Source organism: Luteibacter sp. HA06, assembly GCF_054061215.1.
Genome location: NZ_JBSSDZ010000001.1, coordinates 250581 through 265522, shown reverse-complemented (window position 1 = coordinate 265522; position 14942 = coordinate 250581). Strand labels below are relative to the sequence as shown.

The 14942-nt window shown below is 64.0% G+C and carries 10 protein-coding genes; 4 read left to right on the top strand and 6 right to left on the bottom strand.

Features of this window, described 5'->3' with window-relative positions; genetic code table 11:
* Positions 1 to 17 precede the first annotated feature (17 nt).
* Complete coding sequence (locus ACVWWJ_RS01135; protein WP_456966466.1) at positions 18 to 1673, top strand: alpha/beta fold hydrolase; 1656 nt, start codon at positions 18 to 20, stop codon at positions 1671 to 1673.
* 17 nt (positions 1674 to 1690) lie between these two features.
* Here ACVWWJ_RS01135 and ACVWWJ_RS01130 read toward each other — a convergent pair whose 3' ends face one another.
* The 3 genes from ACVWWJ_RS01130 to ACVWWJ_RS01120 form a co-directional block, all read right to left on the bottom strand.
* Positions 1691 to 2878 carry an OprO/OprP family phosphate-selective porin gene (locus ACVWWJ_RS01130; protein WP_456966465.1) on the bottom strand — a complete coding sequence of 396 codons (1188 nt, stop codon included), beginning with the start codon at positions 2876 to 2878 and terminating at the stop codon, positions 1691 to 1693.
* 657 nt (positions 2879 to 3535) lie between these two features.
* Positions 3536 to 4948 (bottom strand): type I glutamate--ammonia ligase, encoded by a 1413-nt coding sequence (glnA, locus tag ACVWWJ_RS01125; RefSeq protein ID WP_046965754.1) that lies wholly within the window; start codon positions 4946 to 4948, stop codon positions 3536 to 3538.
* Between the two features lie 176 nt (positions 4949 to 5124).
* Positions 5125 to 5934, bottom strand: coding sequence for a hypothetical protein (locus tag ACVWWJ_RS01120; protein ID WP_456966464.1), 810 nt, complete (start codon positions 5932 to 5934; stop codon positions 5125 to 5127).
* A 99-nt stretch (positions 5935 to 6033) separates the two neighbouring features.
* On the opposite strand from ACVWWJ_RS01120, the gene ACVWWJ_RS01115 reads away from it, so the two are divergent.
* Positions 6034 to 7605 carry a hypothetical protein gene (locus ACVWWJ_RS01115; RefSeq protein WP_456966463.1) on the top strand — a complete coding sequence of 524 codons (1572 nt, stop codon included), beginning with the start codon at positions 6034 to 6036 and terminating at the stop codon, positions 7603 to 7605.
* Positions 7606 to 7719: 114 nt separating this feature from the next.
* Positions 7720 to 9402 carry an acid phosphatase gene (acpA, locus tag ACVWWJ_RS01110; RefSeq protein WP_456966462.1) on the top strand — a complete coding sequence of 561 codons (1683 nt, stop codon included), beginning with the start codon at positions 7720 to 7722 and terminating at the stop codon, positions 9400 to 9402.
* Between the two features lie 109 nt (positions 9403 to 9511).
* On the opposite strand, the gene ACVWWJ_RS01105 is transcribed toward acpA, so the two are convergent.
* From ACVWWJ_RS01105 to ACVWWJ_RS01095, 3 genes are read right to left on the bottom strand one after another with little or no spacing between them, the layout of a single operon-like run.
* Positions 9512 to 11062, bottom strand: coding sequence for a DHA2 family efflux MFS transporter permease subunit (locus ACVWWJ_RS01105; protein ID WP_456966461.1), 1551 nt, complete (start codon positions 11060 to 11062; stop codon positions 9512 to 9514).
* A gap of 3 nt (positions 11063 to 11065) precedes the next feature.
* Entirely contained in the window at positions 11066 to 12508 is a 1443-nt protein-coding gene (locus ACVWWJ_RS01100) for an HlyD family secretion protein (protein WP_456966460.1), read from the bottom strand.
* Positions 12505 to 14022 carry an efflux transporter outer membrane subunit gene (locus tag ACVWWJ_RS01095; protein WP_456966459.1) on the bottom strand — a complete coding sequence of 506 codons (1518 nt, stop codon included), beginning with the start codon at positions 14020 to 14022 and terminating at the stop codon, positions 12505 to 12507. Before ACVWWJ_RS01095 ends, ACVWWJ_RS01100 begins: the two co-directional genes overlap by 4 nt.
* 122 nt (positions 14023 to 14144) lie before the next feature.
* On the opposite strand from ACVWWJ_RS01095, the gene ACVWWJ_RS01090 reads away from it, so the two are divergent.
* Entirely contained in the window at positions 14145 to 14939 is a 795-nt protein-coding gene (locus tag ACVWWJ_RS01090; protein WP_456966458.1) for an undecaprenyl-diphosphate phosphatase, read from the top strand.
* Positions 14940 to 14942: the final 3 nt, after the last annotated feature.

Genomic DNA, 14942 nt, shown 5'->3' with positions numbered 1-14942 from the left:
TTGAAAGGGACATTCCGATGCGACGACTAAGCTGTTCCACCGCTCTGCTGATCGCTTTTGCTGGCTCGTCGCCAGCGGCGCTTGCAGCCATCACCCCTGACGCCGAGGCCGTCATCTGGCGCACCTGCCTCGCCGATGAGACCGGCGTCGACCTGCCGACGCTCGGCGAACGCCTTCAATGCGGAACCATGCGTGTTCCGCTCGATCACAACCACCCTTCATCTGCCGAGGTCGACATTGGCTTGGTTCGCGTGAGAGCGATCGACGAGGCCCATCGCGAAGGCGCGTTGTTCTTCAACGTCGGTGGTCCCGGTGGCAACCCCCGCAAGTTCGTCCCGTTGGTAGCGGACTGGTGGAGCGCGATCGATGCGGCCGATCCCGATGCAGGCGATCTTCGCAGGGTTGCCGACAGGTACGACCTCATGGCGGTGGTGCCGCGCGGGCTGGAAGGCGGTCAGGTCTACGATTGCGCGGCGACGCATAAGCGCGTGCCCTTCACCAATCTCTCGGCCGATCTCAGTGATGCGAACTGGCGCGCCGCCGAACGCGATGCGCTGGCCATGATCGCCGACTGCACGGAAGATCCGTTCCACCGTTTCGTGAATACCGAGCAGCACGTGCACGACATGGAGTTCGCGCGTCGTCTGTTCGGCGACGCGCCGCTGAATTTCTATGGTACGTCGTACGGCACCTGGGTCGGTGCCTGGTACGGCGCGATGTATCCGGAGAAGGTCGGCCGCATGCTGTTCGACTCGACCATGGACTTCACCACGGATTTCGCCTTCGCGGTATTTTCCCAGGTACGCGGTGCGCACGACCTTTTCATGACCCAAGCGCTGCGGCCGGCGGTCGATGCTCCAGATGCCTATGCACTGGGAACGGACGAGGACGCGTTGCTTCAGCGCGTACGTACGATGCCAGCGCGGGCGCGCACCGCGTGGACCTCGCGGCTGGATGATCCCGCGTCCCTTGCCGCTGCGCTGACCATGGCCGAGTGGATCAAGGCCGCGCCCGCCATCGACGCCGACGGCCTTACCGTTCGTATCGCCGGGCATACCTTCAGCCGCGAGGCAGAGGCGAACGCGCGTATACGCGTCGCCGCGAACGCGCTTGTGCCCTCGTATGGGGAGGAAGATCCCAGCGGCGTAGAGGACATCCTGGGTACGGATGGCATCTCGGTCAATCAGGCCGTCATCTGCAACGATACGCCGTGGAGAAAGGGAGCGTTCTACTGGCGGACCGTGGCGTTGAATGCGGCACAACACTTTCCCGGCGGAAGCGGGAGCGAGGCACATGGTGCGCTCATCTGCTCAGGGTGGCCGGCCTCCGGGACCACGCGCCCCCAGTTGGCGAAGCTGGGGCGGGCTGCACCTTTCCTGATGATCCACGCCGAGTTCGACAGGGTAACGTCGCTGGCCGATGCGTTGGTCGTACTCGACAGTTACAACTCGCCGCACATGGTCATCTCTCGCGGAACAGCGGGACACGGCGTCCTGGTGCCGACGGCTTCGTCGTGCATCTTGCGGGCGGCCGGCAGTTATCTGCTCACCGGAGACATGCCAGGGCAGAAGCTCACGGACTGCGAAGCCTCGCCCACGCGCATGCGCCGCGCGCTTTCGGCGCCGCGAAAGGAGGTCGCCCGACGCCTGACCGAGCTGCTGGAACGTAGCTGACCGTCGACGCGCGCAGGTCAGAACATGATCTGCGCGCGTACTTCGAAGACGCGTGGATCGACGCGGACGTCGCGCCGATCGCTGATCGCGCGTACGTAGTTGGCCTGTAGCTTCAGGTACTTCGTGAGGTACCAGTTAGTGCCGAACGTCCAGTCGTGTTCAGTGCCACCCAACGTCGGGCCGTCGTCCAGATCGAGGGTGCTGTAACGCACGAGGAACTCAAGGGCCCCCCAGGGGCCTTTCGGCAACACATCGGAGACATTGCCACCGCTGTAGGTGCGCGACTCGCCCGTAGCGACCCAGCTACCGAAAGCGTACCAGCCGTGCGCCTTGTACGCCGGCTTGTTCTCCAGTTTCACCTTCGCGTCCAGGTACTCGCTCTGTACCGACCACGGGCCATGAATCCACAGGCTCTCGAAGCCACGGCGATCGACATGGTCCGCCACGCTCAATACGCCGGAGTCGATCAGGCGCTGGGTGATCAGGCCCGCCTCGGGCAACGCGCGAAGACGCACGTTCGGCGGCGTGTATTTGCCGCGGCCATCGGTCGTGCCATACGGCGTCTCGCGCGACAGCGAGCCGCCGATATGCAGCACGTTGCCCGGCTCGTTCAACGGTGTCCACGCCGCACGTCCGGCGACCATGCGGCCGTCGAGATCGCCCTGCAGGTTACCGCCGTTGTAGTAGCCCAGCTGTACGAGGTATGCCTTCCGCGTCAGTGCCCAGTCGACGCCGATGCGGCGGTTGGCGTAGACCGCCTGCATGGGCAGCGACTGCTCGAGAAAAGAAGTCGTACCGGTGCTCGTGTTGCCTTCAAAGCCGACGGGTGTCTTCATGAAGCCGATGCGGACCGCGCCGTAGTCGTCGTTGAAGAGAGCCTTTGTCTGTAAACGAAAGAAAACGTCGAGCCACGTCCTGGCCTGGAAGTCGAACACGGCGGTAGCGTCATAGACGCCCTTCTTACGAATGAAGAAGCCGAATTCCTTACGCCGGTTGGTCTGCGCGTTTTCGTAGAGCCCGTCGTCGTGCGAAAACCGGTCGACGTCGTACTGGTATTTCAGCGACAGGCCGAGGTCGGTCCCATCGGAGAATACGTAATGCGTCGGCCAGTTGGTCCGCCAATCGTAGTTGTTGACCGGCGCGTCAGCGGCGGACGCGAACACGGGCACGATCAGCGCCAGGGCACTGAGGACGAGCTTGTTCATGCGGGTACCCCTCCCAGGGATCGAAAGGAACTATACCCCGGGGCCACAAATTCGCTAAATCCTGCGAATCGGAGGCAAAAAAAAGGTTCTTCACGGATTACCGGGGATTGGGCGCTCGCCGTCGGCCATGTGGGAGCCGCTTCAGCGGCGATGGCCCGTTGGCCGCACACTTGGGCGTCTCGCGAGGAGACCTTGGCGCCCACCCTCGCTGCTCAGACAGTCCTCCGCGTTTCGTACCGGAAGGCCGCTACCGCGGCTGATGTACTTATTTGGCCTACGGCCGCTCCACTTGTCCGGAACTCGCCTTGAGGGTGGACACCAAGGTCTCTCACGACGATACGGTTAGCTGGAAAGAGAGCCAACAGCCGAAGCGGCGTTGCTTCGTCGGCTCGACCCTCACAAGCCTCAGGGATGGGAAGAGTCTTCGGTGCCCACCCTCGAGGCGAGTTCCCGACAAGTGGAGCGGCCGTAGGCCAGATGGATACATGGGCCGCGCAGCGGCCTTTCCGGTACGAAACGCGAAGGGGTGTCTGAGCAGCGAGGGTGGGCACCGAAGGCTCTGCGCCGCCCGTCCCCAGCGTCCCCGGAATTCCGTGAAGAACCAAAAAAAAGGGCGCCGAAGCGCCCCTTTTCCCTCACCCCGAGTTGTGATCGCGATCAGATCGCGTAGTACATCTGGAACTCGAGCGGGTGCGTGCTGGCGCGGTAGCGGGTGACTTCCTGCATCTTCAGCGCGATGTAGCCGTCGATGAAGTCGTCGGTGAACACGCCACCGGCCTTCAGGAACTCGCGATCCTTGTCGAGCGCCACCAGCGCTTCGTCGAGGCTGGCGCAGACCTGCGGGATGTTCTTCTCTTCTTCCGGCGGGAGATCGTAGAGATCCTTGTCGGCCGGCGCGCCCGGGTCGATCTTGTTCAGGATGCCGTCCAGGCCAGCCATCATCAGGACGGTGAAGGTCAGGTAGCCCGACTGCATCGGATCCGGGAAGCGGATCTCGATACGACGACCCTTCGGACTGGACACGTACGGGATACGGCAGGAGGCCGAACGGTTACGCGCCGAGTAGGCGAGCATCACCGGTGCTTCGAAGCCCGGGACCAGACGCTTGTAGCTGTTGGTCGTCGAGTTGGCGAAGGCGTTGATCGCACGGGCATGCTTGAAGATGCCGCCGATGTACCACAGCGCCGTCTGCGACAGGCCGCCGTAGAGGTCGCCCGCGAAGAGGTTCTCGCCGTTCTTCGACAGCGACTGGTGGACATGCATGCCCGAACCATTGTCGCCGACGATCGGCTTCGGCATGAAGGTCACGGTCTTACCGGCCTGGTGGGCGACATTCTTGATGACGTACTTCATCGTCATCAGTTCGTCGGCCTTCTTCACCAGGGTGTTGAAGCGCGTACCGATTTCGCACTGGCCGGCATTGGCAACTTCGTGGTGATGCACTTCGACCACCTGGCCGAGCGACTCCAGCACCTTGCACATGTCGGCGCGCAGGTCGCCCAGGCTGTCGACCGGCGCGACGGGGAAGTAACCACCCTTCACGCCCGGACGGTGGCCGGTGTTGGTGCCGTCGTACTTGTAGCGCGACGACCAGGCGGCTTCTTCGGAGCCAATCTCGTAGAAGACGCGGCCCATGTCGTTCTGCCAGCGGACCGAGTCGAAGATGAAGAACTCGGGCTCGGGGCCGAAGAAGGCGGTGTCGGCGATGCCGGTCGACTTCAGGTAGGCCTCGGCGCGCTTGGCGATCGAGCGCGGGTCACGGCCATAGGCCTGCATGGTGCTCGGCTCGAGCACGTCGCAATGCAGGATCAGCTGCTTGTGGGCGCTGAACGGATCGAGGTGGGCGGTTTCCGGATCCGGCATGAGGACCATGTCGGACTCGTTGATGCCTTTCCAGCCGGCGATCGACGAACCGTCGAACATCTTGCCGTCTTCAAAGGTGCTCTCGTCGATGGCGTGAGCAGGAAAGGTCGTGTGATGGTGCTTGCCGAGGATGTCGGCGAAGCGGAAATCAACGAACTCGATTTCCTCGTCCTGGATCAGGTTCAGCACTTTCGAAGCGGCGGACATAAAAACCTCGGGTAGGTGGGCGGAGTCCATTTAGCAATCGCCATGCCAGCGGGACCGCCATCGACGGGGCCGCCAGGACCAAGCTTTCGCATCATAGAACGGGTTTACGACGGGCGTGCAAATGCACCAAGCTGGTGCAAGCCGAGGCGCCTTGCACCGCCGTGTCGCCCGAAAGTTCAGGAATGTAGCGCAACGCCTGGTCCGATCACGAAGACGAAAATTGCCGCGACGAGGCCGGCACCGCCGATCCACGGCCAGGACAGTCCCCAAGGCAAGTCGCCCGCCGTTTCATTGGCAGCCGGCTCCAGGAAGGCCGGTACGAACACCATCCCGAGCATGCAGCCAAAGCCACCGCTCACTCCCACCAACAGAATGAGGTCAGGTATGGGGTTCATCGCGGCACCGGCGACGAGCAGCAGGCCGCCTGCGACGTAGCCCGGCCAGATCAGGCGCGAAATGACCTCACGGCACACACCGCCCACATCGAGCCAGCGGGCCAACGAAGCCGAAGCGATGCGGAGGGCCAGGTAATAGCCGGCGGCGCCCGACACGGCCAGCCCGATCCGCCAGGCCAGACAGGGCTGCCATCCAGCGATCACGACAGCCATGTCACCGAAGTCGAGGAAGCCCGAATACACCAGGTAACCTGTGCCATTGAGCAGGTTTACCGTCGCGAACAGCCAGAGGAAGAACGACCCCGTCCCGACCGTGGCGCGACGGCGAAACCAGGCCATCGCGAGCGCGCCCAGCACAAGGTTCATCAGTGGACCTGCAAGCGCGACCAGACGGCTGGATCCCCGCGCACTCAGCGCCACCGTGGACAGTGTTACCGGAGTCACATCGTCCACCAACAAGGTGGCGACACCGTGCCCCAGGACTTCATGGCACATGTCCATCGCGGCATACGCGACGATGGCAAGGGACATCGTAGTCGCGAGGCGGCCCGCCACGGACGCCAGTGGGCGGCTGCCGGTCGATCGAGTCATGGGGTCCATTCCTGCCCTCTGCCGTTTCGGCGGATTGTGTCGCATCTGCCCGGCGTCGACTACAGCTATGATCGCGCGGCAAGGACACCATGACAGGGGATGGATATGGTCAAGCAGGGGAACCGGCGCGCGCTGTTACTGGGCGCGCTGCTACTGGCAACGGCCGGGCTGGCGGCCGTGACGCTATGGCCCGGGCGCGAAGCCCAGGCAACGATCGAACAGCGCGTCATTACGGCCTCGCGCTCGCCGACGCTGGAAGCGTTCATGGCGCAGGTCGTAGCAGCCTCGAAAATCGCCGATCCGGTCACGCGCTGCCTGCGCATGCCCGATCCGCCGGACTCGCACTGGCACGCGCAGGCAGTTGAAGCATACTGCCGCAACCGCTATGCCGATCTCATGGATGCCGCTCGGTTCCGGGCGCTGATCGCCGCAGGCAAGGGGGCGGAGGTCGATGGCATTCTCGACGGATATCTGCAGAAGCAGATGCACGACCCGGCGGACGCCGTGCTTCTCGACCAGGCCATGTTCCGCGCTGGTTTCAACGACGCAAGCGAGGAAACGCGAAACGCCATCGACGCCTGGAAGCGGCAGCGCCCCGACAGCGCTTTCGCTGTAGCCGCAAGCGGCATGCAGTACCACTCGGCCGCCTTCGCCGCACGCGGTGCGCACAGTGCCTCGAAGACGAGCGCTGAACAGTGGCGGGCCGCGCGTGAGCTGGCGACGCTCGCACGGCATAACCTGGACAGGGCCGCCACCATGACGCCGGCGGTCCCATCCATCTATTCGAACATGCTTAGCATGGCCGTGCTGGCGGGCGACAATCCGTACGCCATGACGGCCATTCGTCGAGGGCTCGAGGTGCAGCCGTCCAACCTGACCCTGCGTCTGACACAGGCAGCCATGACGGGCACCAAGTGGGGCGGCATTACAGCATGGGTGAAACAGCAAGCCGACGATGCCGCCGCAGCGGCAGGCCAGACGCCGCTGCTGTGGGTCGCGGTGGGGCGTGCGCACATCGAGGCCGCCACCGAGGGGCATCTCAGCCCGCCGGCCGACGGACGATTCCTTGCGGTGGCGGATGAAGTCGCCACCGGCTCCGACTTTGGCCACCTCGCCGATCAGGCCCGTCGCGCGCACAAGTACGACGACGCACGGATACTTGCCGTCGAGGCGCTGCGGTTCGACAACGCGAATGGCGATGCCCTGGATACGATCGGCCAGGCCGCTTTTCATGGAGCCTATCGCGAGTGGGGCAAGGCGGAACTGATACGCGCGGCACGCGAGCATCCCGAGTCTGTCGATGTCGCGGGCAATGCGGGCGTGTGGCTGCGCTACCTGGGTGAGCCGTTACTCGCCGAACCGTTGATGGTCTACGCCACCGAGCACGAAAAGGACGACTGGGTTCTCGCCACCCTCGGCGACTTCTACTCCCACGAAGGGAAGAACTATACGAAGGCGGGTTCCATCGCCGACGAATTGATCCGACGCGACCCAGGCAACGCGAACGGCTATGTGATTCGCGCATGCGTCGACAAGGACACGAACAGTCCGAACCGCTATCGCTCTGCCAGGGATTTCCTCGATCGCTTCGGCACGGATCCCGACCAACAGGGTCCCTCCTCCGAGATTCGCGCATGGCTCGCGGCGCATCCCGAACCCGTCGCGGGCTGAGATGTCACGTCGGTCGGCGGTTTGCCCGGCGACCGACATCGTTTACCCTGCGCTTGCTCGTCGACCGCTTCCCCAGGCTTCGGCGATCGCCGTCCAGCCATCGCGAACGACCCCATGACCCATAAAAATGAGAACGACACGCCGGATGCAGGCCGACGCCGCCTGCTGGGTGGCATTGCCACGACAGGCGCGGTGCTTGCGCTGGGTGGCGTGGCCGAGGTCGCCGCCGGCGAATCGAAAACTCTTACGGCCACGCCAGGTGGTAAGGAGCTCGACGCGCTGCTCGAAAAGCACATCGGGCATGTCGTCGTTATCTATGCGGAAAATCGCAGCTTCAATAACCTGTTCGCTGAATTCCCCGGACTGCAGCAACCACTCAGCGCGGTGCCGCCCGAGCGCTATCTACAGCGCGACCGCGATGGAAAGCCGCTGACAACGCTTCCGCCGGTGTGGGGCGGCCTGGTACCGCACCAGCAGGTGGTCGACCACAAGCCATACAAGGTAGGCGAGCAAGACATCACCGGTCTGCCCAATGCACCCTGGGCTTTGCACACGGGTGACGGCACGCCCTTGCCGCACGGCCTGGTCACCCGCGACCTTGTCCACGCTTTCTACAACAACCAGCTGCAGATCAATGGCGGCAAGAACGACGGCTTCGTTGCGTGGGGCGACAACGGGGCGATGACGATGGGCCACTACGCCTCGTCTCCAGTGCACCTGCGGCTGTGGCGACTCGCCGAGCAGTACACGCTCTGCGACAATTTCTTCATGGGTGCGTTCGGAGGTTCGTTCCTCAACCATCAGTACCTCGTCGCCGCGCAGCCTCCGTTCTATCCGGATGCCGACAAGAGCCCGGCCCAGTTTGGTATCGCCGTTACCGAGAGCGGCGATCCGCTCGACTATCGCCTGAAGATGGCGGAGGAATCGCCGGCCAGCGCCATGCAGGGGAAGCCGAAGTTCGCCCACCATAACCAGCTCACGCCGGACTTCTTCGCCGTCAACACCATTGGGCCGCCCTATTCGCCCGGTTTCAATGTCGACCCGAAGAATCCTTTGATGGCGGATGCGACCAGCGCCAATACCCTCGTCCCCCAGAAACACAAGCACATCGGCGACGTGCTCTCGGACAAGGGCGTCGACTGGGCGTGGTACGGCGGTGGATTCCAGGCGGCGCTGGATGGCAAGGGCGACGGGGACGATAAATCGTTTCCGCAGACGCCCAACTTCCAGCCGCACCACCAGCCACTCAATTATTTTGTCACGCTGGCCCCGGGTACCGACGCGCGCAGGCGGCATCTGCGCGATGGTGGTCTTGGTGAAACGGCGAAGACGAATCTGTTCCTCGCCGATGTCGCTGCCGGTAAGCTTCCGCCAGTGTCGTTCTACAAGCCGCAGGGCGACCTCAACATGCACGCCGGCTACTCGGACGTGGAGGCTGGCGATCGTCACATTGCAGGGGTGGTGCACGCGTTGCGCACCAGCCCGCAGTGGAAGGACATGCTGGTCATCGTCACGTTCGACGAGAACGGCGGCTGGTGGGACCACGTCGCACCGCCGAAGGGCGATCGCTGGGGTCCGGGTACGCGTATTCCCGCGCTGGTGATTTCGCCCTATGCGAAGAAGGGACATGTCGAGCACACGATCTATGACACGGGGTCGATCGCGCGATTCCTCACTCGGCGGTTCAAGCTGGAGAAGCTGCCGGGGTTGAAGATGCGTGAGGAGGCTATGGTGGCGGCGGGTGGACCGGCGGCGGGTGATTTGACGGAAACGTTGAGTTTTTCGGCGGTCGGTTAGAGCATCGCCGCTGAAGCGGCTCCCACACAGAGCGGCGCTTCTGCCGGCGCCGCTCTGTGTGGAACCCGCTCTATGTGGGAGCCGCTTCAGCGGCGATGGCCCGATTGCCTCAGTGTCCGGGCGTGCCGCCCGATGCAAACGGCGGCTTGGCGAACCAGATAGCGACCATCGCTACCAGGAAGATCATCGCAAAGCCCCAGAACACGTCGTTCACCGCGAGCGTCGCCGCCTGCATGTCGACGATCCGGTTGAGCGCGGCGTTCGCGGTCGGCCCCTGGATACCGAGGGTCTGGAACCGATCCAGATATTCGGTCGTGGTACGACTGCCCGCGCTCACGTTCTCCGCCAGTACGGCATGGTGGTACGTCGTGCGATGCGAATACATCGTCGTGCTGACGGCCGTGGCCACGCTGCCCGCCAGGGTCCGGAAGAAATTCGACAGTCCCGAAGCGCTGGCCACCTCGCTGTCCGGCATGCCGGACAAAATGATCTGGTTCACCGGAACGAAGAACAAGGCGATACCCGCGCCCATGCATAAACGTGGCACAGCCATGTCGCTGTAGGCGGCGTTGGTACTCAGCGCGGACATGTAGAACGAAGCGCCAGCGAACACCGCGAAACCGACGGTATTCAGCAGCCGCAGGTCGAACTTGCTCTGGAACACGCCGACGATAGGCGACAGCACGATGGCAAGTATGCCGATGGGCGCCACGACAAAGCCGGCCCAGGTCGCCGTATAGCCCAGGACCTCCTGCACCCACATCGGCATGACCACCGTGCCGCCGAAGAACGCGAACATACCCAGCGAAAGGCAGAGCACACCTACGAAGAAGTTTCGTCTTCCCAGTAATCGAAGCTCCACCACGGGATTCTTGTGCATCAGCTCCCAGGCGACCAGGAAGGTAATGCAGATCAGCGAGACGATCGCTAGCACGGTGATAGTTTTCGAGGTAAACCAGTCGTCGTCGTTTCCGTTATCGAGCATGAACTGCAGGCAGCCAACGCCGACGGCCAGCAGGAACAATCCGATCGCATCGATCGGCATCTTGACCACCTTCGACTCGCGGTCGCGCAGTAGCGCGTAAGTGACGACGACAGCGAAGATACCGACCGGGATATTGATGAAGAAGATCCACGACCAGTGATAGTTGTCGGTGATCCAGCCACCGAGGATCGGGCCGAACACCGGAGCGACAACGACCGTCATGGCCCATAGCGCCAACGCGATGGGTCGCCTCGCCACGGGATAGTTGTTGAGTAGCAGGGTCTGCGACAGAGGCACCATCGGACCCGAAACCGCGCCCTGCAGAAGGCGGAAGACGATCAGCATCGGCATGCTGGTAGAAAAACCGCACAGCGCCGAGAAGACGACGAACAGCATGACCGAGGTCATGAAGGTACGCACTTCACCGAAGCGACGCGCAACCCAGCCGGTTAGCGGCTGCATGACGGCACTGGCCATCGAGTAGGCACTGATCGCCATGGTGCCTTCGTTGCTGCTCACCCCGACGTTGCCCGCGATGGTGCGCACTGACACGTTCACGATGGAGATGTCGAGCACTTCCATGAACGTGGCCAGCGCCACGCCCGCGGTGAGCAGCACGAGCGCGCCACCGGCCAGAGGTGGCCTCGACGCGCTGTTGCCATTCTTTCCGGCCATCGATCAGCCGCCGCGCTTGGCCGGAACCGGCTTCGGGGTGCCATCCACGGTGTTGGCGCGGATGATTTCCTCGGCGTGCTGGTCGGCTTCGCCCATCTCCTGCTCATAGACGTTCGTGCTCGCCAGGGGCCTGGCGCGCGCTGTATCGGACAACACGCGACCGTCGCGGTCGTGCGTGTCGACGTTGACGTCGGTGGACAGACCGATACGAAGCGGATGCTTGCGCAGGTCTTCGGCATCGATCGCCACGCGCACTGGCAGCCTCTGAACCACCTTGATCCAGTTGCCGGTGGCGTTCTCCGCCGGCAACAGCGAGAACGCACTGCCCGTACCCGCATTCAGACCGATCACCTTGCCGTGGTACTCGACGTCGGAATACATGTCCGTCGTGATTTTCACAGGCTGGCCGATACGGATGTGCTCCAGCTGCGTTTCCTTGAAGTTCGCGTCCACCCACAAGTCAGAAAGCGGCACGACGGTGAGCAGGTCCTGACCTGCCTGGATGCGCTGGCCGACCTGCACCTGGCGTCGCGCGGCGTAGCCCTCGATCGGCGAGACGATGGCATTGCGACCGTTGTTCACCCACGCATTGCGGAACTGCGAGCGAGCCTGGATCACGGCCGGATAGTTCTCGACCGTGGTTCCGTCGACCTGCGCATGCGCTGCGGCGGCTTCGCGCTCCGCCGCGTCGAGTGCAGCCTTCGCCTGCTCCATCTGGCGTTTGCCACTGTCCACTTCCTCGGCGGACACGGCGCGACGCTCGAGCAGCGGGTGGCGACGGTTGTATTCGTCGCGTGCCTGCTCGTACTGGGCACGCCGCTGCGGAATCGCCGCGTCAGCCTGGTTGGCCTGCTGCATCTTTGCCTGGGCCTCGCGTACCGCCTGCGCGAGCTGGCCCTCCGCGTTCATCAGGGCGACGTTGGCATCCACGGGGTCGAGCTTGATCAGCACCTGCCCGGCGTGAACGCGCTCGGTTTCCTCAGCGTCCACCTCGATCACCGTACCGGCAACGCGCGAGGAGATGGTCACCATGTCGCCCTGTACATAGGCGTCGTCGGTGGTTTCGCGTTTTGAAAAAACGAAGATGTAGAGCAACAGCCAGGCCAGACCGGCAAGAATGAAGACGGCGGCGATGATGGAAAGGATGATGACCTTCTTTCGCTTCGCCTTAGGGTCTTCTTTCTCCTTGTCCTTGCCGTCCTTGTCCTTGCCGTCCTTGTCCTTGCCATCCTTTTCCTTGTCGTCTTTGCCGTCCTTGTCTTTCTCGTTCTCCTTGCCGTCCTTGTCCTCGTCTTTCTTGCCTTCGTCCTTGTCGTCCCCATCGTCGCGTTCACCGCGCGGCGATTCGTCGCCGTACTTGTGCAGGTACTTGTAGCGATACTTGAAAGGCAGCGGCGCCGTGCCGTCTTCGCCTTCGTCGCGTGGCTCGTCGTTTTCAGGGGTCATCGCGGGGAGTCCTTGCCGGTGTCGCCAGCCGGAAGAGCAGGGGCGTCGTCGGCGTGGTAACCGCCACCGAGCGCGTGAATGAGGGAAAGGTTGGCCGAAAGCGTCTGGCTGGTCAGCTGCAGGCGCGCGTCGCGTTGCTGGTCGAGCTGCATGTCCGCATTGAGCCAGGTGCGGTCGTCGATGAGCCCCTTCGAGCGCCGGTCTGCGGCCTTGGCGCGCTGCGCGGCGCTGGCGTCGTACTGGCGTTCCACCTGTACGCGCTGGTCGTCGAGCATCTGCAGGGTGGTGACACCCTGGGCAACCTGCCCGGCCGCCTGCACCACGGCGCCGTCGTACTGGGCCACGGCGGTATCGAGCTGGGCCTGTGCGCTCTCGAACTGCGCGCGGAGGCGTCCGCCGCTGAAAATCGGCAGCTGGATCGATGGGCCGATGTTCGCCAGCTTCAGATCCGTGCGCGTGCCCGAGCCCAGGTCCGGATAGGTCCGCAGGAAGGCGGCCAGTCCCGTGAGACTGACGTCGGGGTAGTACGCCTTGCGGGCCTGGTCGATGTTTTTCGACGAGGCTTCGATCTGCCACCGTGCAGCGGTGATGTCCGGCCGACGTGCCAGCAGGCCGAGACGCGCATCATCGGGCAGGGTGGTGTCCGGCGTCGGCAGCGGTGACGGTGTCAGGGCGCCAAGATCTTTAGGCGAGACGCCGGCCAGCGCGGCCAGCTGGACCAGGTCGAGGCTGGCCGCCCCCTCCAGTTGTGCCACGGCGCGGCGCTGCTGGGCGAGTTGGCCGTCGGCCTGGTCGAGGTTGGTCGGGTCGTCGAGGCCACCGTGGACACGCAGTTCGACGAGTTCGCGGTACTGCACGGCGCTTTCGACGACGTGCCGGGCGATCTGCAGCCGTGCCTGCTGGGCCTGCCAGTCGTAGTACGTATTGACGACGTTGTACTGCAACGAGGTGGCGGCCGACGCGCGTTCCGCCTCGGCGGCGCGGACCTGGCCAACGGCGGCGGATACCGCGTCCTTCTGCTTGCCCCAGATGTCGAGGTCCCAGGTGGCAAGCGCGCCGGCCGCACCGCTGTTGCTCCAGCTCTTTCCCGGGTTGAGCTGGAAGCTCTGGGCACTACCGGCAGCGCCGGGGACGTCGCCTTTGACTACCACGTCGCTGTAACCATGACTGCCGTTAAGCAGACCGCGCACCTGGGGATTCAGATCGGCTTGCGCGGAATCCACGGCGCGCATGGCGGCGCGATAGCGCGCCTCGGCCTGCTCCATGTCGGGCGAGCCGCGCATGGCGATGTCGACGATGCGGTCCAGCTGGGGGTCGCCGTAGCGCTTCCACCACTCCGTCTGCGGCCATCCCGCCTGAGTGGTCGGCAGTCCGGCAATCGGCACCTCCTCGCGAGGGGCGAACGAAGGCGGCCGCACGGCAGGCGCGCACGCGGCGGCGAGGACGGCGACACCGAGAACGGCGATACGGGCACCGCCGCATCGGCGACGGAACCAGCTGGAGGAGGACGCCATGGCATTCCATGTAAAGGCTGCTTGCGACGGCAAAAAATATCAGTGCACCCCGTGGGCGCCGCGTGACGGTGGCCGCCAGCGGCTAAGCTATGCGCCGTCCCCTCACCCGGAATGCTTAGCCTGTGAACGACCTGATCAGCGCCATCCTCCTCGGCATCGTCGAGGGGATCACCGAGTTCCTTCCCGTCTCCAGCACTGGCCACCTGCTTATCGCCGAGCGCTGGCTCGGCGCGCGTTCGGACCTGTTCAACGTGGCGATCCAGGCCGGCGCGATCCTCGCGGTGACCTTCATTTACTGGCGCACACTGTGGAGCATGGTGCAGAACTGGCGCCGCCCGGAAACGCGCGATTACGTCATGAAGCTGGCCGTGGCCTTCCTCATCACCGCGGCGCTGGGTCTGGTGGTGACCAAGCTCGGCTTCAAACTGCCCGAGACGATCACCCCGATCGCCTGGGCGCTGATCGCTGGCGGTATCTGGATGATCGTCGCCGAGAAGGTCGCGATGAAGCGAGCCGATCAGGTGGCGATCACCTGGCGTGTCGCGATCCTGGTCGGCCTCGCGCAAATTATTGCGGGCATCTTCCCCGGCACCTCGCGTTCCGCGGCGACGATCTTCGTTGCCATGCTCGCCGGCACCAGCAACCGCGCAGCGGCCACCGAGTTCGCCTTTCTTGTCGGCATCCCGACCATGTACGCGGCCACCGGCTACGAGCTGCTGAAGACCTTCAAACACGGCGGCGCCGCCGGCGAGGACTGGACAGGACTCGGCGTCGCTTTCGTGGTTTCTACGATCGTTGCGTTCGTCGCGGTGAAGTGGCTGCTCGGATACATCCGCTCGCACAAGTTCACCCCGTTCGCGGTGTATCGCATCATCCTCGGCATCGCCCTGCTGCTCCTGCTGCCCGCGGGCGGCTGAGTC